The organism is Enterobacter cloacae complex sp. P47BA (genome assembly GCF_014930485.1).
Lineage (GTDB): Bacteria > Pseudomonadota > Gammaproteobacteria > Enterobacterales > Enterobacteriaceae > Enterobacter > Enterobacter bugandensis.
On record NZ_JADBRF010000005.1, the window covers coordinates 19,885 to 45,687 of the forward strand.

Sequence of the window (25,803 nt, forward strand, 5' to 3'; positions counted from 1 at the left end):
GCCTTCGAATGTCGATGATGCAATGGCGCGCAGTGTACCAGTTTTACAGGCCAATCGCCTCTTTCAAACTTTTCAGATAGCGGCGGCTGACGGGGACGGTCTGCCCGGCGCGCAGCACCAGCTCGGCCTGGCCGTTATCTTCCAGACGGATCTCCTTCAGGTGCGCCATGTTCACCAGATACTGACGGTGACAGCGAATCAGCGGCGTACGGCTCTCCAGCGTGCGCAGGGTCAGCTCGGTAAACCCTTCGTTCCCTTCCGCGCTGGTGACAAACACCCCGCTCAGGCGGCTGCTGATAAAGGCCACATCATCCATTTGCAGCAGATAAATCCGGCTGTGCCCGGTGCAGGGGATAAATTTCAGCGGCTGCTGGTTCTCCGGCAGCAGCGTAACGTCCTGGACGGTTCGCTCCTGGCGTAAGCGGGTGAGCGTTTTTTCCAGCCGCTTCTCTTCAATCGGCTTGAGTAAATAATCGAAAGCGTGCTCCTCAAAAGCCTTAACGGCATATTCGTCGAACGCCGTCAGAAACACGATGTAGGGACGATGCGCCGGGTCGAGCATGCCGACCATCTCCAGCCCGCTGATGCGCGGCATCTGAATGTCGAGGAACAGCACGTCCGGGCGCAGCTTGTGCACCGCACCGATGGCCTCAATGGCGTTGGCGCACTCCCCCACAATCTCAATGTCTGGCTGCTCCTGCAGCAGAACGCGCAGGTTTTCCCGTGCCAGCGGCTCGTCATCCACAATCAGCACTCTTAACATGCGTTTTCCTCCAGCGGCAGTCGAACGGTAATACGGGTAAAACGGTCAGGCTCGCAGGCGACGGTAATGCCACAGTCGTCGCCAAAATGGGCGCGCAGACGTTTATCAACCAGGCTCATCCCTAATCCGCCCGAAGCGGAAGGCTGGTACAGCCCGGCGTTATCTTCAATATCCAGCACCAGATGGTGGTTAAAACGGCTGGCGGCAATGATTATCTCCCCTCTCCCCAGCAGCTGCGAGGTACCGTGCTTGATGGCGTTCTCCACAATAGGCTGCAGGGTAAAGGCCGGGAGATGTTGATACGCCAGCTCGTCCGGAACGGAGAGCGACACCTGCAGGCGGGACTGAAACCGCGCCTGCTCAATTTGCAGATAGGCATTCACGTGCTCAATTTCATCGGCGAGGGTAACGATCTCTGACGGGCGCTTCAGGTTTTTACGGAAAAAGGTCGACAAAAACTGCACCAGCTGCGCGGCCTTATCGCTGTCGCGGCGGATCACCGCTTTGAGCGTGTTGAGGGCATTAAACAGGAAATGCGGATTGACCTGGGCGTGCAGCAGCTTAATTTCAGACTGCGTCAGCAGGGCTTTCTGTCGTTCATACTGCCCGGCCAGAATTTGCGCGGAAAGAAGCTGGGCGATACCCTCCCCCAGCGTGCGGTTTATGGAGCTGAACAGACGGTTTTTCGCCTCATACAGCTTGATGGTGCCCATCACCCGCTGATTTTCCCCGCGCAGCGGAATGACGAGCGTGGAGCCCAGCTTGCACTGCGGATGCAGCGAGCAGCGGTAAGGCACTTCGTTACCGTCGGCATACACTACTTCGCCGGTTTCAATGGCGCGCAGCGTATAGGTCGACGAGATCGGTTTGCCCGGCAGGTGGTGATCGTCTCCGGTGCCGGTAAACGCCAGCAGCTTTTCGCGATCGGTAATGGCCACCGCACCGATATCCAGCTCTTTATAAAGTACCTGCGCGACCTTCATGCTGTTCTCTTCGTTAAACCCCTGACGCAGGATCCCTTCGGTCGAGGCGGCAACCTTCAGCGCCGTGGCGGAAAAGGCCGAGGTGTACTTCTCAAACATGGCGCGCTTGTCGAGCAGAATACGCATAAACAGCGCCGCGCCGACGGTGTTGGTCACCATCATCGGGGCGGCAATACTGCTGACCAGGTGCAGCGCATCCTCGAACGGGCGGGCAATCAGCAGAATGATCGCCATCTGCGCCATTTCAGCCACAAAAGTAATGGCCCCGGCGGTAAACGGGCTAAACACCTTGTCCGGGCGACCGCGCTTAATCATATAGCTGTGCACCAGGCCACCAAGCAGCCCTTCGACGATCGTCGAGATCATGCAGCTGAGCGCCGTCATCCCGCCCATGGAATAGCGATGCAGCCCGCCGGTTAAACCGACAAGGCCACCGACGACCGGGCCGCCCAGCAGCCCGCCCATCACCGCGCCGATGGCGCGCGTATTAGCAATAGAGTCTTCGATGTGGAGGCCGAAGTAGGTCCCCATGATGCAAAAAATAGAGAAGGTGACGTAGCAGAGCAGCTTGTGCGGCAGGCGTACGGTGACCTGCATCAGCGGAATGAAAAGACGCGTTTTGCTCATCAGCCAGGCAATGACCAGAAACACGCACATCTGCTGAAGCAACAGCAGCACCAGGTTAAACTCGTACATACTCAAAACCGCACACGCTAAAAAACGCGTAACATACACGGATGCGGCTGAACTTTCTTTGAAGCACCCCAAAAAAGCGCAAAATCGTGTCCGTTATCACATCTTTTTCTGCACATCGTGCATGGTTCGCATTATTTGTTTAAAAATTAATCAATTCTTCCTGGTTCGGCAAAGTGGGTCTACAGTTAAGCTGGGGACGCGTAAGCCAGGGGGCAAATATGGCGCTTTACACAATCGGTGAAGTGGCACTCCTTTGTGATATCAATCCCGTTACCCTACGGGCGTGGCAGCGGCGGTATGGATTGCTCAAACCGCAGAGGACGGACGGCGGGCATCGTCTGTTCAACGATGCCGATATCGACCGGATCCGCGAAATCAAAAGCTGGATCGACAACGGGGTGCAGGTCGGGAAAGTGAAGTCCCTGCTGAGCCAGGACGACCCGGACACACAACGCCTCTGGCGCGAGCAGCAGGAAACGCTGCTGCGGCTCCTGCAGGCGGGTAACCTGCAGCGACTGCGCGCCTGGATCAAAGAGCAGGGTCGCGATTATCCGGCGAAAACGCTTATCACCCATCTTTTCATTCCGCTCCGTCGGCGCCTGCAGTGCCAACAGTCTACCCTGCAGGCGCTGCTCAGCATGCTTGACGGGGTGCTGATCAACTATATTGCCGTCTGTCTTGCCTCGGCGAAGAACAAGGCAGGAAAAGATGCGCTGGTGGTCGGCTGGAACGTGCACGATACCACCCGTCTGTGGCTGGAAGCGTGGATCGCCACCCAAAAGGGCTGGCGCGTGGATGTCCTTGCGCACTCGCTGGGGCAGCTCAAACCCGAGTTTTTCGACGGCCAAACCCTGCTGGTCTGGTGTGGCGAAGTGCCGTCCGCCACGCAGCAACAGCTGCTGACGGAGTGGCGTGAGCATGGTTATCCGGTTTATTCCCTTGGCCCGGATGAGCCATAACGGCATTTAATGGTTCATTAACAGCTGCGCTTCACCGTATAATTGTTCCGTTAACAACAGGAGCACATGATGAAGGCAACCAAACTCGCCATTATTACCCTTTTTGTCCTGATGGCCGTAAGCGGTATCGGCGGGGTGATGCTTGCAGGATACTCGTTTATCGTTCGTGGCGGTGTCGGCTGAGGTACAGCGCCAGTCGCTCAAAAAGGCGATCGACAACGATGGCCGCCAGCGCGACCAGTACCGCCCCCTGCACAATATAAGCCGTATTAAACCCGCTTAAGCCGATGATGATCGGCGTTCCCAGCGTATTGGCACCGACCGTGGACGCAATGGTCGCCGTCCCGATGTTAATGATCACCGACGTGCGGATCCCGGCAATAATAACCGGTGCCGCAAGCGGCAGTTCTACCTTGCGCAGCCGCTGCCAGCGGCTCATCCCCATCCCTTCCGCCACGCTTAAAACAGACGCCGGGACCGCCGCAACCCCCGCCAGCGTGCCCTGCAGAACGGGCAACACGCCGTACAGAATCAGCGCAATAATCGCGGGCTGCTGACCAAAACCCATAACCGGCACCGCTATCGCCAGCACCGCCACCGGCGGAAACGTCTGTCCAATGGCCGCAACCGTCTCCACCAGCGGACGAAACTCCCGGCCCGCAGGTCGCGTGACCGCGATGCCCGCCCCTACTCCCAGCACCACCGCGATGACGCTTGAGAGCGCCACCAGCCAGAGATGCGCCAGGGCAAGGTTAATAAAGCTCTCCTGCTGATACACCGGCCGCGGTAGCCCCGGAAAAAGAGTGTTAAACAGCGCCGCGCTGTGAGGCATCAGAAACAATAAGGCGACAAAGAGCGCTACCAGCCAGAGGAGCGGATCACGCAGTGCCTTCACGCGTCACCTCCCCGGCCAGCAGATCGCGAAAATGCAGGCTGCCGCACGGCGCACCCCGGACATCCGCCACGGGCAGGACTTCGCACCGGCGCGCGACAAACGCGGAGAGGGCATCCCGCAGGCTCATCTGCTCCTGTAGCGGTTCCCCGCCGGGCGGTGCATTCTCACGGCGCATATAGTCTCCGACCGTCCGCAGGGAGAGCAGCCTGACGCCCAGCTCGCTGCGGCCAAAAAACTCGCGCACAAAGTCATTCTTCGGGCTGGTCAGCAGCGCAAGCGGCGCGCCCTGCTGCACCACCTCGCCGTGGTCCATCAGCACCAGATGATCGGCCAGGCGCAGGGCTTCATCTATATCGTGCGTCACGAGGACGATGGTTCGACCAAGAATGCGGTGAATGCGGGTCATCTCCGTTTGCAGCGCCCCGCGCGTAACGGGATCCAGCGCGCCAAAGGGTTCATCCATCAGCAGCACCTGCGGGTTAGCCGCCAGCGCGCGCGCCACGCCCACGCGCTGCTGTTGCCCACCGGAGAGCTGGTGAGGATAGCGCTCGCGCAACGCGGGCTCCAGCCCCAGCAAAGACATCAGTTCATCAACGCGGTCAGCGATTTTAGCCCGCGACCATTTCTCCAGCTGCAGCACGGTGGCGATGTTCTGTGCCACCGTCCAGTGCGGAAACAGGCCGATAGACTGAATGGCATAGCCCATTCGGCGGCGCAGCTCCAGCACCGGCAGGCTGCGGATCTCTTCCCCGGCAAAGCGAATTAACCCGCTGTCATGCTCCACCAGCCGGTTGATCATCTTCAGCGTGGTGGATTTTCCCGAGCCCGAAGTGCCAATCAGCACGGAAAATGCCCCCTCGGCAAAGTTCAGGTTCAGATGGCTTGCCGCCGGGCGGCCGGCAAAGGTTTTACTCACATCATGAAATTCAATCATTGGCTCTTCTCCTGAGCAGCGCGAGCCATAAGGCAAACAGGGCGTCGACGACAACCGCCAGCGCAATGGTAGGGACTACGCCTAACAACACCAGATCGAGGGCGCTGCTCAGCAGCCCCTGGAACACCAGCGCGCCAAAGCCGCCCGCTCCAATCAGCGCGGCAATCACCGCCATGCCAACGGTCTGAACCGCTACCACCCGCAGGCTGCGCAGCAGCAGGGGCAGCGCCAGCGGGAGCTGTATCTTCCAGAAACACTGTCGCGCGCTCATCCCCATCGCATGGGCGCTTTCCAGCACATCCGGCGCAACCTGGCTTAAGCCGGCGACTACGCCGCGCACCAGCGGGAGCAGCGCGTACAGCACCAGCGCAATCAGCGCGGGTGTTAACCCCGTTCCGGCGATACCCACCGCGCCCAGCGCGGGAAACGACTTCACCAGCCCGGCCAGGGGGGCAATCAGCAGGCCAAACAGCGCAACGGAGGGAATGGTCTGGATGACGTTGAGCACGGCAAAGATGCTACCCTGACGTGAGGGATGACGGTAACACCACATGCCGAGCGGTATCCCGATCAGCAGCGCCGGGATCAGCGTGCCGAAAAGGATCGTCAGATGTTGCGCCAGGGCATCATCAAATACCTCCTGACGGTTGGCGTACTCTTTTAACAGCGAGAGGTTGTTCAGTTCACCGCTGAACAATAACAGCAGTGGAATAGACCATATCTGCGCATTAAGCACCCAGCGCCAGACAGAACTGGCGATGAGACGACGAATCGCATCGCTGCTGGCCAGTAAACACAAAGCCAGCCAGAGCCACAGGCCGCTGCCTGGCGTAGTTCTCGCCAGCGGACTTTCCGCCGAGGCCATATGCGTTGCCGCCAGCCCCGCGCTCCAGAACAGCGTGATAAAGAGACCTTCCGAGAGCAGCAGCGTCAGCCACTGCGCCGTTCGCCCTTGCCAGAGCGACAGTGCAACCCACGCGGCCAGCGCAGCCGCCAGCCACCACGGCGTGAACGACCATACGTCCCAGAGAGCACGCCCTTCCCCCGACATCAGGCGGTTAGGCGCGACGTTCACAAACGGTAACGCGACCGCCGCGATGGCCACGCAGGCCAACAGCAGCAGTACGCGGTTATGACATTTTATTGGCACAGCCCTTTCCCGTTACTTCACAAGCCCTTGTTGTTTCAGGAAGTCGGCGGCCACTTTTTTGGCATCCAGTCCCTCGACGGCAATGCTGGCATTCAGCTGTTGCAGCGTTTTTTCATCCAGCTTTTCGAAGACCGGTTTGAGCCATTCAGCAATATCCGGGTAGGCTTTCAGTACCGCCTCACGCACAACCGGGGTTGGAGCGTAGATCGGCTGAACGCCTTTTGGATCGGTCAGGGTTTGTAGGCCCAGCGCCGCGACCGGGCCGTCGGTGCCGTAGGCCATCGCCGCGTTAACGCCGGAGGTTTGCTGCGCCGCCGCCTTAATGGTTACCGCCGTATCTCCGCCCGCCAGCGAGAGCAGTTGTGCCTGGTCGAGCTTGAAGTCGTAGGCTTTTTCAAACGCCGGCAGCGCGTCAGGACGCTCGATAAACTCCGCGGACGCCGCGAGCTTAAAGTCGCCCTTCTCTTTCAGGTAGCGGCTGAGATCCGCAAGCGAGGTGAGCTTCCCTTTCTCCGCCACGTCCTTACGCACGGCGATAGTCCAGGTATTGTTGGCCGGGGCCGGGGTCAGCCAGACCAGCTTGTTCTGTTCCGCGTCGAGTTTTTTGACTTTTTCATAGCCAGCTTTGGCGTTTTTCCATGCTGGATCGTTCTCTTCTTTAAAGAAGAACGCGCCGTTGCCGGTATATTCAGGATAGATATCCAGCTCGCCGGAGGTAATCGCGCCGCGCACGACGGGCGTGGTGCCCAGTTGAACTTTATTGACGGTTTTCACGCCGTGGCTTTCCAGCACCTGGAGAATAATATTCCCGAGCAGCGCGCCCTCGGTATCGATCTTTGAGCCCACTTTTACCGGCTCCGCCGCCTGTAACGGCAGGCTTAGCGCCGCGAGTAGCGCCGCAGAAACTACCATCCCCGATTTAATCGTCATTCCGCTATCCTCATTTTTTTGCTGCCTTTTTCAGAGGCTTGAGAGAAAAGCGTAGCTTAAAACGGCGGATTTACCCGGCAAAATGCCTTTTTAGCATAAGGTAAGACGCATCCCCCGATGGACGGGGGATGCAAAGGAGGGAAAGGTTACAGCAGCTCGAACTCGCCTTTATTTACGCGGGCGGAATCCACCCCGATAAAGACGTTAAACTTGCCCGGTTCCGCATCATATTTCATCTGCTGGTTCCAGAACTTCAGCGCATCCACGTCAATCGGGAAGCTGATGGTTTTGGTTTCGCCAGGCTTGAGATTGACCTTCTCAAAGCCGCGCAGCTGCTTCACAGGACGGCTCATCGAGGCGGTGACATCCTGCACGTACATCTGAATCACCGTTGCCCCTTCACGCTTGCCGGTGTTGGTCACCTCGACGCTGGCGGTGACCTTGCCGTCACGCTTCAGGCTCGGCGCCGACATTTTCACCTCAGAGACCTTGAAGGTGGTGTAGCTCAGGCCATAACCAAACGGGTAGAGCGGGCCGTTAGCTTCGTCAAAGTAACGAGACGTGTATTTGTTCGGCTTGTCGGCGTTGTACGGGCGGCCGGTATTCAGGTGGCTATAGTAAACCGGGATCTGCCCGACGGAGCGCGGGAAGGACATCGGCAGCTTGCCCGACGGGTTGTAATCGCCAAACAATACGTCGGCGATGGCGTTACCGCCTTCGGTGCCGGCGAACCAGGTTTCCAGAATGGCGTCAGCCTGCTGGTCCTCTTTCACCAGCGCCAGCGGACGACCGTTCATCAGCACCAGCACCAGCGGCTTGCCGGTCGCTTTCAGGGCGGCGATCAGATCGCGCTGGCTCTGCGGGATGGTAATGTCGGTACGGCTGGAAGCTTCGTGCGCCATACCCTGCGCTTCCCCCACGACCGCGACAACGACGTCAGACTGCTTCGCCGCGTTGACCGCTTCGTCGATCATCTCCTTCGGCGTGCGCGGATCGACCTTCACCGCTTCCTCGTACTGGTTGAGGAAGGTGACGATGTCTTTATCGTCGGTGACGTTCGCCCCTTTGGCGTACACCACTTTGGCGTTTTCACCGACGGCGCTCTTGATGCCGGTCAGGACGGTAACGGACTGATCGGCCACGCCCGCAGCAGACCAGCTCCCCATCACGTCGCGCTTGCTGTCAGCCAGCGGGCCGACCACAGCAATAGTGCCGGATTTTTTCAGCGGCAGCGTGTCGAGGCGGTTCTTCAGCAGCACCAGGCTTTCGCGCGCCACTTCACGCGCTTCTTTGCGATGCAGGCGGCTTTCGGCGTTAGTATCCGCCGGGTCAGAATCTTTCGGCCCCAGGTGGCTGTACGGATCGTTAAACAGCCCCATGTCATATTTCACGTTCAGCACGTGGCGCGCGGCATCGTCCAGCTCCGCCATCGTTACCTTGCCGCTCTTCACCAGCCCCGGCAGGTATTTGCTGTAGTACTCGTCGCTCATGCTCATGTTGATGCCGGACTTGAGCGCCACGCGCACGGCGTCTTCCGGATCGGACGCCGTGCCGTGCTTGATCAACTCTTTAATCGCGCCGTGGTCGGAAACGGTGATGCCCTTAAAGCCCCACTGGTCGCGAAGGACGTCTTTCAGCAGCCAGGAATCGGAGGTCGCAGGCGTGCCGTTCAGCGAGTTCAGCGCCACCATCACCGCGCCGCTGCCCGCATCCAGCCCTGCCTTGTACGGCGGCATGTAGTCGTTAAACAGGCGCTGTGGGCTCATGTCGACGGTGTTGTACTCTTTACCGCCTTCCACGGCGCCGTAGGCCGCGAAGTGTTTAACGCTGGTCATCACCGAGTAGCGGTCCGCCGGGCTCTTGCCCTGCATCGCTTCCACCATGGTTTTGCCCATCGTGGCCGTTAAATAGGTGTCTTCACCGAAGCCTTCCGAGGCGCGGCCCCAGCGCGGATCGCGCGAGACGTCCACCATCGGTGCCCAGGTCATGTTCAGGCCGTCGTCCGCCGCTTCATAGGCCGACACGCGCCCGACGGTTTTCACCGCGTCGAGGTTAAACGAGGAGGCTAAGCCGAGGCTGATCGGGAAGACGGTGCGCTGGCCGTGCACCACGTCATAGGCGAAGAACAGAGGGATTTTCAGGCGGCTGAGCTGCATCACCTGATCCTGCATGGCGCGGATATCCTGGCGGGTGACGGTGTTAAAAATCGCGCCCACCTGGTTCTCTTTGATCATCTCGCGGATGGCCTCTTTCGGGTTATCCGGGCCAACGCTGATCAGACGCAGCTGGCCGATTTTTTCATCGACCGTCATCTTCTTAAGCAACTCCGTGACAAACGCGTCGCGGGCTTCAGGCGTGAGCGGGTGATTACCAAACAAATCCTCTGCCAGCGCAGGTTGCAGCGCCAGGCTGACGGCGACACCTACAGAACATAGCCATTTCATGTTGTTATTCTCTCTCATCAATAACCGTGGGAAGTACCCGGCCAGACCGTGCGAAAAGCGCAGTGTGCCATAAACCCTCTGAACGTTGCAGGGTTATTCTCTGATTTTTCTCGTGAATACTCGATCGCTGAACAGTTAATCGCGCTATGCTTTACAGCGAGAAATTTGCCCCACCACAAGGAGTGGAAGATGACTTCTGTTCGAACTGACGATAACAAAACATTTATTAACGAACTGTCGCGCCTGGTTGGCTCCTCTCACCTGCTTACCGACCCGGCCAAAACCGCCCGCTACCGTAAGGGTTTCCGCTCCGGCCAGGGCGACGCGCTGGCGGTGGTCTTCCCCGGCACGCTGCTGGAGCTGTGGCGCGTGCTGAGCGCCTGCGTTGCGGCGGACAAAATTATTTTAATGCAGGCTGCCAACACCGGCCTGACCGAAGGTTCCACGCCGAACGGCAACGATTACGATCGCGATATCGTGATTATCAGCACCCTGCGCCTCGACAAGCTGCACCTGCTGGACAAAGGCGAGCAGGTGCTCGCGTTCCCGGGCACCACGCTCTACTCGCTGGAAAAAGCGCTTAAGCCGCTGGGCCGCGAGCCGCACTCGGTGATCGGCTCCTCCTGCATTGGCGCCTCGGTGGTCGGTGGGATTTGCAATAACTCCGGCGGTTCGCTGGTCCAGCGCGGCCCGGCCTATACCGAAATGTCACTTTTTGCCCGCATCGATGAAAACGGCAAGCTGACGCTGGTGAACCACCTGGGCATCGATCTGGGCGTGACGCCGGAACAGATCCTCAGCAAGCTCGACGACGACCGCGTGAGGGACGAAGACGTGCAGCACGACGGTCGCCACGCGCACGACCACGATTACATCACCCGCGTGCGCGATATCGAGGCCGATACCCCGGCGCGCTACAACGCCGATCCGGATCGCCTGTTTGAATCGTCCGGCTGCGCGGGCAAGCTGGCCGTTTTTGCGGTGCGTCTCGACACCTTCCCGGCAGAGAAAAAGCAGCAGGTATTTTACATCGGCACCAATCAGCCTGAGGTCCTGACCGAAATTCGTCGCCATATTCTGGGCGAATTCACCCACCTGCCGGTGGCGGGCGAGTACATGCATCGGGATATTTACGACATCGCGGAGCGCTACGGGAAAGACACTTTCCTGATGATCGATAAGCTTGGCACCGACAAAATGCCGTTCTTCTTCACCATGAAGGGCCGCACCGACGCGATGCTGGAGAAAGTGCCGCTGTTCAGGCCCCACTTTACCGACCGCTTTATGCAGAAGCTGGGCAACGTTTTCCCTGCACATCTGCCGGAGCGAATGAAAACCTGGCGTGATAAGTACGAACATCACCTGCTGCTGAAAATGGCCGGGGACGGGATCGCCGAAGCGCAGAGCTGGCTGACCGAGTTCTTCAGGACGGCTGAGGGTGATTTCTTTGCCTGCACGCCGGAAGAAGGCAGCAAAGCCTTCCTGCACCGCTTCGCCGCGGCGGGTGCCGCTATCCGTTACCAGGCGGTGCATTCCGAAGAAGTGGAAGATATTCTGGCGCTGGATATCGCCCTGCGACGCAACGACACCGAATGGTTTGAGCATCTGCCGCCGGAAATCGACAGCAAGCTGGTGCATAAACTCTATTACGGCCACTTTATGTGCTACGTCTTCCATCAGGACTACATCGTCAAAAAAGGGGTAGATGCTCACGAACTGAAGGAGCAGATGCTCGCCCTGCTGCGCGAGCGTGGCGCACAATATCCTGCGGAACACAACGTCGGGCATCTTTATAAAGCCCCTGACGCCCTTAAGCAGTTTTATCGCGAGAATGACCCTACAAACAGCATGAACCCCGGCATAGGGAAAACAACGCGGAAGAAATACTGGAAAGAGAGTGCAGACGCGGAGCAGCGCATAACGCAAGCGTCTGATTAAACCCTACAGCCAAATTTGAGAGATTGTTTCGCGCGCCTTAATCGTAATAGAGTAGCGGTCTGTCGCCGGAGAAATGTTTCTCCGGCATTCTATAATGAGGAGCAGGCGCATCATGTCGGCTGTTGATGTTTTATCCGAAACCGAACTGGAAGTGCGCGACGCCCTTCCCGATGATGTGCATGCCATCGCCGCCATCTATGCCTGGCATGTGCTTCACGGACGCGCGTCATTCGAAGAAGTCCCCCCCACCATCGACGAAATGCGTCAGCGCATGAAAAGCGTGGCCGAGAACGGTTTACCGTGGCTCATCGCGCTCTATCGCGGCATCGTGGTGGGCTATTGTTACGCCACCCCTTACCGACCGCGTCAGGCCTATCGCTATACCCTGGAAGAGTCGATTTACGTGGATGCCAGCATCACCGGACGCGGTTTTGGCACCGCATTAATGAACGCGCTGATCGCGCGCTGCGAGCAGGGCCCGTGGCGGCAGATGATTGCCGTTGTGGGAGATGGCAATAATAATTCCGGCTCGTTACGGCTGCATAAAAAACACGGCTTTGAGATTGTCGGTCAGCTTCGCAGCGTGGGGTATAAGAAAGGCGACTGGCGGGATACGGTGATAATGCAGCGCCCGCTCAACGATGGGGACTGGACGCTGCCGGAATAAACGTAAAACGGTAACCTGGGTTACCGTTTTTAGTGTTTTCTCCCTCTCCCGTGGGAGAGGGTCGGGGTGAGGGCATCAACGCGCAGAGGGCAATTAGTCGTTTTGCGCCGTCGCCATCTGCTCCGCTTTCTGCTTTTTATAGGTCAATGCCGCAGCCGGAACGGGCTGCACTTTCCCGGTCTCAATCCAGGTCCGCAGGCGGCTCGCATCCGCGAAGTGGGTATATTTCCCGAAGGCATCCATCACCACCAGCGCCACCGGCTTACCGTTAAACACGGTGCGCATCACCAGGCAGTGGCCTGCCGCATTGGTAAACCCGGTTTTGGTTAACTGAATATTCCAGTTCTCGCGGTACACCAGATGGTTCGTGTTGCGAAACGGCAGCGTGTAAGACGGATTCGAGAATGTCGCCATGTCCTCACGCGTGGTGCTGAGCTGGCCGAGCAGCGGATACTGCTTGCTGGCAATCAGCAGTTTTGTCAGATCGCGGGCCGTGGAGACGTTGTTAATCGACAGACCCGTCGGTTCAACAAAATGAGTATTGCTCATCCCCAGCGCTTTGGCTTTGGCGTTCATCGCGCGGATAAAGGCATCGTAACCGCCAGGATAGTGGTGCGCCAGACTTGCCGCCGCACGGTTTTCGGACGACATCAGCGCCAGCAGCAGCATATTTTTACGGCTGATTTCACTGTTCAGGCGCACGCGAGAGTAGATCCCTTTCATCTCCGGCGTGTGGCTGATATCCACTTTCAGCTTTTCGTCCAGCGGCAGGCGAGCATCAAGCACCACCATCGCGGTCATTAATTTGGTTATTGAGGCGATTGGGCGCACCAGGTCCGGGTGGCTGGCGTAAATCACCTTATTGGTGTTGAGATCAACAATCATCGCGCTGCCGGACGCAATTTGCGGCTGGGCAGCAGCGGTGGTCACCGCGGGCGTTTTGGCGACGGCTGGCACGGCAGCGGACGCGCCCAGCAGCAGCGCCAGGTTAAGTAAGGAGACACGAAATTTCAGCATGGTGAGACTTCTGATAATTATTCACGCACGTAATGACGTACACCGCCTGTGTCGACGGATAAACACAGGCTGGCTTCGGCATCATAGCGGTCACCGTGCATTGTCGCCAGCGGAGAATCGTGAACAGATGCTGCATTGCTGGCATTTACGCCAGCAATGCAGTGAGCTTAAAAGAGACGGTATCCATAACCCCAAAGAATAACCGTCAGTGCCAGTAACACCTCCAGTACCAGCACCCCGATGGCAAGCGTGGAACCGGAGAAGCTCAGGCCCTCTTCTTTATTGATATTCAGGAAGGTTGGAACGCCCAGATACAGCAGATAACCGGTGTAAAAGAGCGCAACAGTACCGATCAGCGCGCACAGCCAGACCAGTGGATAGAGCGCGACAATACCGCTTAAGAACAGCGGGGTCGCGACGTATCCGGCGAAGACCATACAGTGTGCCAGCGATGGGCGCTGTGGGTAGTTACGCGCCATCCAGTGAATGACGCGCCCCATGACCGCCACCCCTGCCAGCATCAGGCCATAAAAGAGAATGGCCAGATAAAGCCCGGTAAACCAGGAGAGCTGAACCACGGTACCGTCACCGAAGTTCCAGCCGATTTGTGTTGTGCCAATAAACGCGCATATTACCGGCACCGCCGCCATCAGCAGCACATGGTGGGTGTAATGATGCGAGACCGTTTCGTTCTCACTTTTGATGACATGCATTTCACGATCGGGATGGGAGAAAAGTCCCCAGACATGGTTCATAGCGCCCCCTTGTTGTCGGCCCGTCAGCGATACCTTAAGTATAATGCAGGCTTTAGATTATTTTATGTACAGTGGGAAATTTCCGTTGATTGCCGCGCGGTTGATTCATGAGGTATATGATTAAACGAGGTACGCAGAGGGAGATAACCGTTACGTAATGGATATTAACGCACTCATTGAACAATATGGATATGCCGCGCTGGTCATCGGCAGCGTGGCGGAAGGTGAAACCATCACGCTGCTGGGCGGCGTCGCCGCGCATCAGGGCTTACTGAAGTTTCCGCTGGTCGTCGCTGCGGTCGCGCTGGGCGGCATGATTGGCGATCAGTTGCTCTACTTCCTGGGGCTGCGCTTTGGCCCGACGCTGCTCAAGCGTTTCGTTAGACACAAAAAGAAAATCAACCGCGCGCAGCGCCTGATCCAGCGTCACCCTTATCTGTTCGTCATAGGCACCCGCTTTATGTACGGCTTCAGGATTATCGGGCCAATACTGATTGGTGCCAGCCGCCTGCCGCCAAAAATTTTCCTGCCGCTGAATATTGTTGGCGCGATAGCCTGGGCGCTGATCTTCACGACGCTTGGTTACGTGGGTGGCGAGGTGATTGGCCCGTGGCTGCATAACCTTGACCAACACCTGAAGCACTGGGCGTGGTTGATTCTGGTGGTTGTGGCGGTGATTGGGGTCAGGCTGTGGATGCGGCACAGAGAGAAGAAGCGGGATGAGGAGTGAGTCATCCTGGTGCCCCTCCCCCCTTTGGGGAGAGGGGAAACCTGTTACCCTTCCGGCTTTAACTGCGGGTTCGCCAGCATAAAGCCCCCGTCGACGATAAACGATTGCCCTGTGGTATAGCTGGCGTCGCTGTCACACAGCCACGCCACCAGGCTGGCGATTTCTTTGGTGTGGCCCGGCCTTGCCAGCGGAATTTCCGGCATTGACCCTTCCTTCACTTCGCTGTCGTCCATATCGTTCATCGGCGTGGCAATGGCCCCCGGCGCGACGGCGTTCACCAGAATCTTGTGCTTCACCAGCTCCATCGCCATCGATTTGGTTAAGCCGCCGAGCGCATGTTTCGCAGCCGTGTAAGCGCTGGCATCAGGCAGCGGCGTGTGCTCATGCACCGAGGTGATGTTCACAATCCGCCCCCCTTCCCCCTGCTTCACCATTTGCCGTGCCGCAATCTGCGAGCAGAGAAACGCGCCGTCCACGTCGACGGTAAAAATGTTCCGCCAGTCGTCAAACGCCATCTCAAGAAATGGCGCTTTGGTCATCGCTCCGGCATTGTTAACCAGCACGTCCAGCCGGCCGAAACGTGCAATCAGCGTTTCAATAGCATCAGCGCCGTCCGGGAGCGTGCTTAAATCAAGATGGATAGCCTCTGCACGCTGCCCACGCGCTTCAACTTCACGGCAGGTTTCCAGCGCCCCTTTTTCATCCGAATGCCAGGTGACGCCAATATCAAACCCGCGCTCTGCCAGCATCAGCGCCGTGGTTTTACCGATCCCGGAATCCGATGCGGTTACAATCGCTACTCTGTTCATACTCACCTCCTGAAAAACTGCAAAGAGGTAAGTATAGATAATCACCCTTTTTAGCCGTGATGATAGCCACCGCCCAGCGCGGACGTCAGCTGTAGCGTGGCATCCACGTACTGCCCTTTCAGGGTCAGTGCAGCGATATGTTCCTTGAGTGCCGGAATTTTGGCCTCGCTGACGCGGGAACCGGCAATAATCCCGACGCTAAAGCGCGCCTGTGCCAGTGCCACCACGCGCGCGGCATCTTTCTCGACCTGCTGCTGTTGCTGATTTTTTGCGGTCAGGGTTTCAACTTCGCTGGCCGTGCGCGCCACCTGATTAACGGCATCGACCACCGCTTTGTTGTAGTTCGCCACCGACAGATTGTTCTGCGCCTGGGCAATATCCAGATTCGCATTCAGCCTGCCGCTGTCGAAGATCGGCAGCGTCAGCCCGGCGGTGACGCCCATTTGCTGGGCGGAGGAACGGAACAGATCGCTCAGATGCAGGGCATCCTGCTGCAAGAATGCCATCAGATTCACGTCGGGATAGAAGGCGGCTTTGGCGGCATCCACTTCGCTCAGGGAAGCTTCAATGTACCAGTGCGCCTCCTGCAGATCCGGGCGGCGAGCCAGCAGCTCGTATCCCAGCGTGGTAGGCAACGCCGCTTCTGCTGCCGGTAAAGCATGGCGAGTCAGTTTCATTGAGGAGGTATTAGTCAGGGCCTGCAGACGTGCCTCAACGGCTTTCATTTTGCCTTTTACCCCGGCAAGCTGCTCTTCGGTTTTACTGGCATTGATATCGGTTTCGACACCTTCTACCGAAGATGTGATCCCGTGCTGATACAGCTCGCGGTCGGCACCGATGATATTTTCCTGCTCGTGTTTAATCTGTGCGAGAACGTCCCCCACCGCGGCCTGGGTCTGCCACTCCCAGTAAAGCCGCGCGACGCTGCTGGCCAACAGCTGACGCGTCTGCTCCATCTCAGCTTTCTGGGCGTTGACCTTGCCGATACGGGCTTCAACCTGCGCGCGGTTTTTTCCCCACAAATCGAGATCCCAGCCCGCTGTCAGGCCAAAGGTACCGTTGGTATACCACGGCCCGGTGGTGCCCGCGGCCGGATCGGTAATGGCGAAGGGCCCCATCAGCCCTTCCGCAGACATCTTCTGCCGCTCCGCATCGGCGGAAAAATCCATCTGAGGGCCGTCTGCCGCCAGGGTGGCTTTCGCCTGCGCTTCCGCGAGCGTAATACGCTGTCGGGCGATTTGCATATCCGGCGCATCATTTAGCGCCTTCGCGATCAGAGAATTAAGCTGCGGATCGTTATAGTCTTTCCACCATTCGTTTTTCGGCCAGTTGGTTCGACTTAGCTGTGTATTTACCGACGCCGCAGTGGCTTGCGTTTTAATCGGCGACACGCTGGCATGTTCCGGCGCGCAGGCAGCCAGCATTAAGACAAGAGGAGCACTCAGAGATAAAATAAGAGAACGTTTCATTACGCCATAACTCAAAAAATTAAAGGCGCAAATTACGCTTGATGCCATTCCGTTTTTTAGTAACGCGTGGCAATCCGCAAATTGTCATACATTTTCATATTCGGCAATTTATTCCTAACCCCAATGAATAAATTCAACATATCCATTCCAATTATGAATTGGCTGCTACACTTATTCAGTGTCATACACGGGCAGGAGAAGGGAATGAAAATATTACTGTGGGTTATTTTAATTATATTTTTGATAGGGCTGTTAGTGGTTACCGGCGTATTCAAAATGATTTTCTGATTTATTTGCCCGGCACTGCGCCGGGCGACGTTATTCCTTTCAGGCTTTCAGCGATGCCCCCTTCGTGGCAATCACCTCTTTATACCAGTAAAAACTCTTTTTGCGGCTGCGGGCCAGAGTGCCTTTACCGCTGTCATCGCGGTCCACATAAATAAAGCCGTAGCGCTTGGACAGTTCCGCTTTGGAGGCGCTGACCAGGTCGATGGGCCCCCAGCTGGTGTATCCCATTACCTCAACGCCGTCGTCAATCGCCTCGCGCACCTGCACCAGGTGGTCGTTAAGGTAGCTGATGCGGTAATCATCCTGCACCACGCCGTCGGCGTCCGGTTTGTCCTTCGCGCCGAGGCCGTTCTCGACGATAAACAGCGGCTTCTGATAACGATCCCAGAGCACGTTCAGCAGCGTACGCAGGCCAACCGGATCGATCTGCCAGCCCCATTCTGAGCTTGCCAGATGCGGGTTTGGCACCATGCTCAGGATGTTGCCCCGCGCCTGCTGGTTCAACTCGTCATCGGTCGTCACGCAGCCGGTCATGTAATAGCTGAACGAGATAAAATCGACGGTGGATTTCAGCGCCTCGCGGTCGGCGTCGGTGATATCAATCTCAATTTCGCTGTCGCGGAAGAAGCGCAGCATATACCCCGGGTACGCCCCGCGGCACTGCACGTCGCCAAAGAACTGCCAGGCGCGGTTCTCCTGTAGCGCCTCCAGCACGTCTTCTGGCCTGCAGGTCAGCGGGTACATCAGGCCGCCCAGCAGCATGTTGCCAATTTTTGCATCCGGGATAATCTCGTGGCAGGCTTTCACCGCCAGCGCGCTGGCCACCAGCTGATGGTGGATCGCCTGATACACTTCCCCTTTGCTGCTGGTTTCCGACAGGCCCACGCCAGTCATCGGCGCATGCAGGGACATGTTGATTTCGTTGAAGGTCAGCCACAGCTTCACCTTCTCCCTGTAGCGCGCAAAGACGGTGCGGGCGTAGCGCTCAAAGAAGCCGATAGTCTGACGACTGCCCCAGCCGCCGTACTGTTTCACCAGCCCCCACGGCATTTCGTAATGCGACAGCGTGACCAGCGGCGTGATGTCGTGCGCGGCCAGTTCGTCAAACAACCTGTCGTAAAACGCCAGACCCGCTTCGTTTGGCGTCTGCTCGTCGCCGTTCGGGAAGATACGCGTCCAGGCAATGGAGACGCGCAGGCAGCTAAAGCCCATTTCGGCAAAGAGTTTGATGTCTTCCGGGTAGCGGTGATAGAAATCTATCGCCACATCTTTAATCCCGCTGTCGCCCGCCATGCGCTCCACCACCGGGCCAAAGACCCCCTGCGGCTGGACGTCTGAGGTGGAAAGCCCTTTGCCATCCTCCAGATATGCGCCTTCTACCTGGTTCGCGGCAACCGCGCCGCCCCATAAAAAATCATCCGGGAAAGTTTTCATCACGTTCTCCTGTTATTGATGGCTTACGCTGAGCAGCGGTGCACCGGCGTTGACGGACGTTGCCGCCACGGTCGCCACCGCGCGATACTCGTCGCTGTTACTGATAATGATCGGCGTCGCCAGGTCGTATCCGGCATCGATAATCGCCTGACGATCAAACTCCAGCAGCAGGTCGCCCGGCTGCACCCTGTCGCCCACCCTCACATGGGCGGTAAACGGTTTACCATCGAGCTTCACGGTGTCGATCCCCACGTGGATTAACACTTCAATGCCGCTGTCGCTGAGCAGGCCGATGGCGTGTTTGGTCTGGAAAAGAGAGGCAACAACGCCCGCAAACGGGGCAACCACCCTGTTGTCGGAGGGAATGATGGCGGCACCGCTGCCCAGCAGGCCGCTGGCAAAGGTGGTATCAGGCACCTGATCGAGCGCCAGCACGGTACCGGTCATCGGTGCCAGCACATCGTTTTCACCCGCTGGCGCAACCGCCTCGGGCGCTGAGCGTGCTGGCATGCCCGCCACCAGCGTCAGGACGCAGCCCAGCACCAGCGCCACGACGGTGCCGATAATGCCGCCCCACAGGGTGGCGTCTACGCCGCCCGGCGGGATCATCTGGGCGATGGTAAAAATATTGGCAAAGCCGAACGAATAGACATGAGTGTCGCTAAAGCCGACTATCGCGCCGCCGACGGCACCCGCGACGCAGCCAAAGATAAACGGACGGCGCAGCGGCAGGTTAACCCCGTACACGGCCGGTTCGGTGATGCCAAAAATCCCCGCCGTCACGGACGAACCGGCCAGCATTTTCTGGCGCGCGTCGCAGGTGCGCAGGAAAATCCCCAGCGCCGCGCCCACCTGGCCAAACACCGCCGGGAGCAGCATCGGCAGCATGGAGTCATGGCCCAGCACCGCCAGGTTGTTAATCATCAGCGGCACCAGCCCCCAGTGCAGGCCGAAGATCACGCAGACCTGCCACAGCGCCCCCATCGCCGCGCCCGCCAGCCACGGTGCCAGGACATAAACCCACTGGTAGCCGTTGGCCAGCATCTGGCTGAGCCAGGTCGCCAGCGGGCCAATGACCAGGAAGGTCAGCGGCACGGTCACGCCTAAGCAAATCAGCGGCGCGAAGAAGTTCTTCATCGAGGACGGCAGCAGCCTGGTACTCTGTTTTTCCAGCCAGCAGCTTACCCACGCGGCGAGAATGATCGGGATCACCGACGAGCTGTAGTTAAACCATGTGATCGGTATACCAAGAAACGCATCGGTAAACGCCCCCGGCTGCTGGCTGGCATTGAACGCGGCGATCATCATCGGGTGCGTAAGGGCCCCGCCGATCACCATCGTAATAAACGGGTTGCCACCAAATTTTTTCCCCGCGGTATAGCCCAGCACCAGCGGGAAGAAGAAGAACAGCGCGTCGCTCGCGGCGAACCAGATTTTATAGGTGCCGCTTTCAGGAGTGAGCCAGTCGCAGACCACCGCCAGCGCCAGCAGCCCTTTCAGAATACCGGAGGCCGCCAGAATGCCGATAAACGGAGTGAAAATTCCGGAGACGATGTCGATCAGGCGGCCCAGCAGGTTGCCCTTCTCGCCCTTCTCCTCCACGGCCGGCGCGTCGTCGGTGAGCCCGGCCTCGCTACGTACCGCCTGCCAGACGTCGTGTACGTGGTTACCAATCACCACCTGGAACTGGCCGCCGCTTTCGACCACCATAATCACGCCCGGGTTTTTCTTCAGCCCTTCGGCGTCCGCTTTCTGTTTATCTTTCAGTTTAAAGCGAAGCCGGGTCGCACAGTGGACAAGGCTGACAATGTTCTCTTTTCCGCCAACGTGGCCGAGAATATCCTTTGCTAACGCCTGGTATTCCATCTCGATTTCCTTACATCCGATGCCCGCAGGCACCTGTTGACTGAGTATAAAAATAAAAAAACCCGAGAACGTCCTCCTTGCGGAGGCCGCGCCCAGGTTTTGCCTGCGTTATGCAGTAACAATCCAGATTTGAGGCTTAACGCCCCTCTTTTCTCACCCGTTCAATATGAATGGCGAGGAACATAATTTCTTCGGTCGTCAGCTCGCGCTGATAGCTTTTGTTCAGGTGCTGCGCGATTTTCTCGGCGCATTTCCACGCTTTCGCGTAGTTGTCCTTTACCGCGGTATGCAGCGAGACGTCGTCATCGTCCACCACGGTGCGGGTCAGCATCCGCTGGGCAAAAAACTTCAGATGCGTGACAAAACGCTGATAGCTGAGCGACTCTTCGTCGTACTCCAGCTGTAGCTGATACTTCACCAGCTGCAGGATCTCCTGCATCACTCTTGTCACGTGCATCACTTCCGGCATTTCGCTGTTCAACTGCGCGGTGACCAGATGCAGCGCGATAAACCCTGCTTCGTCCTCAGCCAGCTCGACGTTCAGGCGTTTGGCGATAATGGCCCTCGCCTCCTGCCCCAGCTCAAACTCCTTCGGATAGAGGCGCTTGATGTCCCACAGCAGCACGTTTTTAATCGCCAGCCCTTTCTTCTGGCGCTCAATCGCGAAGTAGCAGTGGTCGGTCAGGGTGATGTACAAACTTTCCTGCAATTTCCCCAGCCGTTGCGCCGCCAGCCCAATGATGCGGTCGCAGGTGGTCATCACCTCCAGCGGGATCTGGCTCAGCAGTTCACCGAGACGCTGCACCAGCTCATCGCTCTGTAACGCAAACACCTTTTCAATCAGCGCGGTATCCAGCGCTTCACCCACGCGCCTCTGAAAGGCCAGCCCGCGGCCCATCACCACCTGTTCGCGCCCGCGCTCATCCTGAACAACCACCACGTTATTATTGAGTATCTTGGCGATTTTCATCGGAACCCCAGAAACAAAAAAACCTGACCTCCGGCAGAAGCCAGAAAATCAGGTTTTGCCTGCCGAAGCAGTAACAATCCAGTTCTGGCACTCTATCAGTTTCATTCGTAGCCTCAATGCGTCACGGGTAAAAAACGTGACGCAGATCGACATTGCTAGAACGTCACGACGGTTTTCAGCTCCGTCACCCAGGCATCCTGCGTCCGGGATACGCCGCCCGGATGGTGCCAGTACTGAATGCCCGGCTGCAGCTCCAGCCACGACACCGGACGGAAGCGATAGTAAAACTCACCGTTCAGGGAGTGGCCCGGCACCGGATGGTACGCCGGATCGTTATAGTCCGACACGCCGCTCAGGCTGTTCATATAGCGCTGGCTGCGGGCGTACTGGCTGCTCATATCAATCCAGGTTAGCCCGACGCCAATCCAGTCTTCCGGGCGAGCGTCAAACAGCCCGCGATAGCGCAGCGAGGCGGCGTAGACCTGATGCATGTAATTGCTGCGCTGATCCGCAAGGCTCATGCTGACCGAGGTGCTCAACCCGCGATTCGGATCGTCCTTGTGCTGCGTGATCTGCTGGTTAAGCCCGGCGTACATAAACCAGGTACGGTTATGTTTCTCGTAACCGTCTGGATCGGTAACCCCCGCTCCGCCCGATGCACCGCTATAGAGATCGGTTTGCGGCGCGTTGGTAAACACCACGCCGAGGTTATAGGCACCCGGCAGGCCGTTAATCAGCGGACGCGCTTCGATTTCGACCGGGAGCAAGACCCCTTTGCTGCCCTTCGTCGACCCGCTCCACGCGTGGCTGCGGCTGGAGGCGTCCGGGTTTTGCTCCATCACGCCGCCTTTTAAGGTGACGGTTGGCGTGAGCTTATACTCCAGCGTGGTGCCCCAGGTGTGAACGTTCCAGTTGTTCCAGGTCAGCGAGTTGGCCGATTTCCCACCGCACTGGGAGAGCAGTTGGAAGTCGCACGGGATGATTTGATCGAAAGTCTGCACCTTGTTCATCATGCCGATACGCCAGGTGAGGCGTCGGTCGTCAAAGCTGCGGGCAAACGTCAGCCAGCCCAGACGGGTTATGGATTGCCCGCCCCAGCTCTCCTGGGTTAAATCGTTGAAGTTCACGCGCGGATCCTGCACGCGTTTGGTGGTGAGGTCGTCATTGTGGTTGCGGTTGACGATATTCCCCTCGATACGCGCATCCGGGATGCCCGTCCAGCGCGCCAGATCCTGGTTGAAGGTCAGCGCGAACTGGTCAATATAGGCCACGTGGGAGTCGTGGTTATATCCGCCACCGCCGTTCCAGCCAATTTCATTGAGGTATCCGAGGTTATAGGTAAAACCGTTATCGTTAAGGATTTTGCGTATGCCGAGCATTTCGCCCAGAACAGGCTCCGGCGGGGCTTCAAACCCTAATACCGTTCCATTCCACTCCTGCGCCACTGTTAAAGGCGATATCATCAATAAAGCGAGGGCACAAAGATTATATTTATTTGTCATAATAGCAACCTGTAGCTGAGTATTAATGCGTAACCGTTCGCAGGAAATTTGTTATTTCCCGTCGTATTTTGATTATTCGTTCCAGCAAAAAGCGTTAGGCCAAATGGCCCTCCTTCGTGAATGACAGGCAAAAAAAAACCTAAGCGATCCACAGCGGTTAATGCTGTGAAACGCTTAGGTTTTGCCTGTTAACCAGTAACAATCCTGCGTTGAAAACAGTGGCACCTTAACACCGTCGCGCCACCTTGAAAACCTGCATCGTTTTATATTTTAAAAAAGTGTGAGCAAATTAACGCTTATTATTTTGACTGGATGACACGCGCAATATCGGCAGAAGTTTGTAAGGTGCGGATCTCCTGAAATAAATCCAACGCTTCGCTGTACTCTTTGCGTAAATAACTGAGCCACTGTTTGATGCGCGCGACGTGATACAAACCGGTGTCGCCTTGCTTTTCCAGACGGCTGTATTTTTGCAGCAACGTGACCACGTCTGCCCACGGCATGCGCGGTTCGTTATGTTTCACCACCCGGCTGAGGTTTGGCACGTTCAGCGCGCCGCGGCCTATCATCACCGCGTCGCAGCCCGTCTCTTTCATGCACGCGTGCGCGCTCTCGTAGTCCCAGATTTCACCGTTGGCGATAACCGGAATGCTGAGGCGTTTGCGGATCTCGCCAATCGCCTGCCAGTTAATGCGGTCCGCTTTATAGCCATCTTCTTTAGTACGTCCGTGCACCACCAGCTCGGTGGCACCGGCCTGCTGTACCGCATCGGCAATTTCAAACTGCCGCGCGTCGCTGTCCCAGCCCAGACGCACTTTGACCGTCACCGGCAGATGCGACGGCACGGCCTCACGCATCGCCTTCGCGCCGCGGTAAATCAGCTCAGGATCTTTCAGCAACGTCGCCCCGCCGCCGCTGCCGTTTACCAGCTTCGACGGGCAGCCGCAGTTGAGATCCACCCCGTAAGAGCCAAGCGCTACCGCGCGGGCGGCATTTTCCGCCAGCCATTCAGGATACTGACCGAGCAGCTGAATACGCACCAGCGTGCCGGAAGGGGTCCGGCTCTGGCGATGCAGTTCAGGGCAGAGACGATAGAATGACTTTTCTGGCAGCAACATATCGACCACGCGCAGGAACTCCGTCACGCAGAGATCGTAATCGTTCACCTCGGTAAGTAGCTCGCGCACGAGGGAGTCGAGCACGCCTTCCATTGGGGCCAGTAAAACACGCATAACAGTACCTGTGAAAAAAGACGCGCTATAGTATCTGCTCTGTTTGTGTGTGGAAAGCCCGACGTTCCAATTCGGAATGTCTGGTATGCTCAAAATTCATGATGTGATCCGTGGCACATTTTCGGGTTTAATTGTATGATGAATGCGTTTCATCAAGGACTTTCACCATGAGCAAATCATTGAACATTATCTGGCAATATCTGCGCGCATTCGTCCTGATTTACGCCTGCCTGTATGCCGGCATTTTCATCGCGTCGCTGCTGCCTATCACCATTCCCGGCAGCATTATCGGTATGCTGATCCTCTTCGTTTTACTGGCGCTGCAAATTCTGCCTGCAAAGTGGGTCAATCCCGGCTGCTTCGTCCTAATTCGCTATATGGCGCTGCTATTCGTGCCTATCGGCGTGGGCGTCATGCAGTATTTTGATTTGCTCAAGGCCCAGTTCGGCCCGATTGTTGTCTCCTGCGCGGTCAGTACGCTGGTGGTTTTCCTGGTGGTGAGCTGGAGTTCACATCTGGTGCATGGCGAACGTAACGTGATTGGGGAGAAAACAAAAAAATGATGGCTAATATCTGGTGGTCAATGCCGTTAACCCTGCTGGTATTCTTCGCCGCGCGCAAGCTTGCCGCACGATTTAAAATGCCCTTGCTGAACCCCCTGCTGGTGGCGATGGTGGTGATTATTCCGTTCCTGCTGCTCACCGGCATTCCTTACGAACGCTACTTTGCCGGCAGCAAAATCTTAAACGACCTTCTGCAGCCAGCCGTTGTCGCGCTTGCCTTTCCTTTATATGAGCAGCTGCACCAGATCCGCGCACGGTGGAAGTCCATCATTACTATCTGTTTTGTGGGAAGCCTGGTGGCGATGATCACTGGCACGTCGGTGGCGCTGTTGATGGGGGCCTCCCCGCAAATTGCCGCCTCTATCCTGCCTAAATCAGTGACCACGCCTATCGCAATGGCGATAGGCGGCAGCCTCGGCGGTATTCCGGCCATCAGCGCGATGTGCGTGATTTTCGTCGGTATTCTCGGCGCGGTGTTTGGCCACACCCTGCTGAACGGGATGCGTATTCACACCAAAGCGGCGCGCGGGCTGTCGATGGGCACCGCCTCGCACGCGCTGGGTACCGCCCGCTGCGCGGAGCTGGACTATCAGGAAGGGGCGTTTAGCTCGCTTGCGCTGGTGATCTGCGGGATTATCACCTCCCTGCTCGCCCCGTTCATTTTCCCGCTGATTCTGGCGGTGATGGGCTAAAATTTGCGATGCGTCGCGCAAATTTCAGTTTGATTTCATAAGTTGCATACATAATGAGAAGTGGATCACATATAAAGCCCTGACGGCTCCGTAAACTACCGATCCATTAACCTTTAT

General features: G+C 57.5%; 22 protein-coding genes and 1 pseudogene. 7 read left to right on the forward strand and 16 right to left on the reverse strand.

Annotation, left to right across the window (positions count from 1 at the left end; translation table 11 throughout):
- Window positions 1–43: 43 nt before the first annotated feature.
- On the reverse strand, window positions 44–763 hold the full coding sequence (gene btsR, locus IM299_RS07205; protein WP_193357247.1) for a two-component system response regulator BtsR: 720 nt from the start codon (window positions 761–763) through the stop codon (window positions 44–46).
- Window positions 757–2,442 (reverse strand): sensor histidine kinase, encoded by a 1,686-nt coding sequence (locus tag IM299_RS07210; RefSeq protein WP_193357248.1) that lies wholly within the window; start codon window positions 2,440–2,442, stop codon window positions 757–759. Before IM299_RS07210 ends, btsR begins: the two co-directional genes overlap by 7 nt.
- 218 nt (window positions 2,443–2,660) lie before the next feature.
- On the opposite strand from IM299_RS07210, the gene mlrA reads away from it, so the two are divergent.
- On the forward strand, window positions 2,661–3,401 hold the full coding sequence (mlrA, locus tag IM299_RS07215) for an HTH-type transcriptional regulator MlrA (RefSeq protein WP_048959231.1): 741 nt from the start codon (window positions 2,661–2,663) through the stop codon (window positions 3,399–3,401).
- A 69-nt stretch (window positions 3,402–3,470) separates the two neighbouring features.
- A complete protein-coding gene (locus IM299_RS07220; RefSeq protein ID WP_008500895.1) occupies window positions 3,471–3,584 on the forward strand; it encodes a protein YohO in 114 nt (37 codons plus the stop codon).
- On the opposite strand, the gene IM299_RS07225 is transcribed toward IM299_RS07220, so the two are convergent.
- The 5 genes from IM299_RS07225 to bglX all read right to left on the reverse strand — a co-directional run bounded on the left by IM299_RS07225 (window position 3,559) and on the right by bglX (window position 9,754).
- Window positions 3,559–4,296 carry an ABC transporter permease gene (locus tag IM299_RS07225; RefSeq protein WP_048957519.1) on the reverse strand — a complete coding sequence of 246 codons (738 nt, stop codon included), beginning with the start codon at window positions 4,294–4,296 and terminating at the stop codon, window positions 3,559–3,561. The genes IM299_RS07220 and IM299_RS07225 overlap by 26 nt on opposite strands.
- A complete protein-coding gene (locus tag IM299_RS07230; RefSeq protein ID WP_045259742.1) occupies window positions 4,280–5,230 on the reverse strand; it encodes an ABC transporter ATP-binding protein in 951 nt (316 codons plus the stop codon). The genes IM299_RS07225 and IM299_RS07230 overlap by 17 nt, the downstream gene beginning before the upstream one ends.
- On the reverse strand, window positions 5,223–6,380 hold the full coding sequence (locus IM299_RS07235; RefSeq protein WP_047367953.1) for an ABC transporter permease: 1,158 nt from the start codon (window positions 6,378–6,380) through the stop codon (window positions 5,223–5,225). The genes IM299_RS07230 and IM299_RS07235 overlap by 8 nt, the downstream gene beginning before the upstream one ends.
- A gap of 12 nt (window positions 6,381–6,392) precedes the next feature.
- Window positions 6,393–7,310, reverse strand: coding sequence for an ABC transporter substrate-binding protein (locus tag IM299_RS07240; RefSeq protein WP_041909045.1), 918 nt, complete (start codon window positions 7,308–7,310; stop codon window positions 6,393–6,395).
- 146 nt (window positions 7,311–7,456) lie between these two features.
- Window positions 7,457–9,754: a beta-glucosidase BglX gene (gene bglX / locus IM299_RS07245; protein ID WP_041909044.1), complete on the reverse strand. Its 2,298-nt coding sequence runs from the start codon at window positions 9,752–9,754 to the stop codon at window positions 7,457–7,459.
- 189 nt (window positions 9,755–9,943) lie between these two features.
- On the opposite strand from bglX, the gene dld reads away from it, so the two are divergent.
- The gene (gene dld, locus IM299_RS07250) at window positions 9,944–11,692 is read left to right on the forward strand and encodes a D-lactate dehydrogenase (RefSeq protein WP_193357249.1); all 1,749 of its coding nucleotides are present in this window, start codon (window positions 9,944–9,946) and stop codon (window positions 11,690–11,692) included.
- A gap of 112 nt (window positions 11,693–11,804) precedes the next feature.
- The gene (locus IM299_RS07255; protein WP_028013845.1) at window positions 11,805–12,359 is read left to right on the forward strand and encodes a GNAT family N-acetyltransferase; all 555 of its coding nucleotides are present in this window, start codon (window positions 11,805–11,807) and stop codon (window positions 12,357–12,359) included.
- Window positions 12,360–12,452: 93 nt separating this feature from the next.
- On the opposite strand, the gene pbpG is transcribed toward IM299_RS07255, so the two are convergent.
- Window positions 12,453–13,376, reverse strand: a complete 924-nt coding sequence (pbpG, locus tag IM299_RS07260) for a D-alanyl-D-alanine endopeptidase (RefSeq protein WP_193357250.1) — start codon at window positions 13,374–13,376, stop codon at window positions 12,453–12,455.
- A gap of 167 nt (window positions 13,377–13,543) precedes the next feature.
- Complete coding sequence (locus IM299_RS07265; RefSeq protein WP_028013847.1) at window positions 13,544–14,131, reverse strand: Yip1 family protein; 588 nt, start codon at window positions 14,129–14,131, stop codon at window positions 13,544–13,546.
- 157 nt (window positions 14,132–14,288) lie between these two features.
- Here IM299_RS07265 and IM299_RS07270 point away from each other — a divergent pair, with 157 nt between their 5' ends.
- Window positions 14,289–14,861 carry a DedA family protein gene (locus IM299_RS07270; RefSeq protein ID WP_193357251.1) on the forward strand — a complete coding sequence of 191 codons (573 nt, stop codon included), beginning with the start codon at window positions 14,289–14,291 and terminating at the stop codon, window positions 14,859–14,861.
- 44 nt (window positions 14,862–14,905) lie between these two features.
- Here the strand turns inward: IM299_RS07270 and IM299_RS07275 are convergent, their stop codons facing one another.
- The 7 genes and pseudogenes from IM299_RS07275 to dusC all read right to left on the reverse strand — a co-directional run bounded on the left by IM299_RS07275 (window position 14,906) and on the right by dusC (window position 24,431).
- Complete coding sequence (locus IM299_RS07275) at window positions 14,906–15,670, reverse strand: SDR family oxidoreductase (RefSeq protein ID WP_193357252.1); 765 nt, start codon at window positions 15,668–15,670, stop codon at window positions 14,906–14,908.
- A 50-nt stretch (window positions 15,671–15,720) separates the two neighbouring features.
- A complete protein-coding gene (gene mdtQ / locus IM299_RS07280) occupies window positions 15,721–17,139 on the reverse strand; it encodes a multidrug resistance outer membrane protein MdtQ (protein ID WP_047363102.1) in 1,419 nt (472 codons plus the stop codon).
- Between the two features lie 327 nt (window positions 17,140–17,466).
- Complete coding sequence (locus IM299_RS07285) at window positions 17,467–18,861, reverse strand: glycoside hydrolase family 1 protein (RefSeq protein WP_193357253.1); 1,395 nt, start codon at window positions 18,859–18,861, stop codon at window positions 17,467–17,469.
- A 12-nt stretch (window positions 18,862–18,873) separates the two neighbouring features.
- Window positions 18,874–20,839 (reverse strand): annotated as a pseudogene (bglF, locus tag IM299_RS07290) (PTS beta-glucoside transporter subunit IIABC).
- A 24-nt stretch (window positions 20,840–20,863) separates the two neighbouring features.
- A complete protein-coding gene (gene licT, locus IM299_RS07295; protein ID WP_041909031.1) occupies window positions 20,864–21,697 on the reverse strand; it encodes a BglG family transcription antiterminator LicT in 834 nt (277 codons plus the stop codon).
- A gap of 155 nt (window positions 21,698–21,852) precedes the next feature.
- Entirely contained in the window at window positions 21,853–23,160 is a 1,308-nt protein-coding gene (locus IM299_RS07300) for a carbohydrate porin (RefSeq protein ID WP_227013057.1), read from the reverse strand.
- Window positions 23,161–23,498: 338 nt separating this feature from the next.
- Window positions 23,499–24,431, reverse strand: coding sequence for a tRNA dihydrouridine(16) synthase DusC (dusC, locus tag IM299_RS07305; protein ID WP_193357255.1), 933 nt, complete (start codon window positions 24,429–24,431; stop codon window positions 23,499–23,501).
- Between the two features lie 167 nt (window positions 24,432–24,598).
- On the opposite strand from dusC, the gene IM299_RS07310 reads away from it, so the two are divergent.
- Together IM299_RS07310 and IM299_RS07315 are read left to right on the forward strand one after the other, a co-directional pair.
- The gene (locus IM299_RS07310; RefSeq protein WP_014884558.1) at window positions 24,599–24,994 is read left to right on the forward strand and encodes a CidA/LrgA family protein; all 396 of its coding nucleotides are present in this window, start codon (window positions 24,599–24,601) and stop codon (window positions 24,992–24,994) included.
- The gene (locus IM299_RS07315) at window positions 24,991–25,686 is read left to right on the forward strand and encodes a CidB/LrgB family autolysis modulator (RefSeq protein ID WP_193357256.1); all 696 of its coding nucleotides are present in this window, start codon (window positions 24,991–24,993) and stop codon (window positions 25,684–25,686) included. The genes IM299_RS07310 and IM299_RS07315 overlap by 4 nt, the downstream gene beginning before the upstream one ends.
- Window positions 25,687–25,803: the final 117 nt, after the last annotated feature.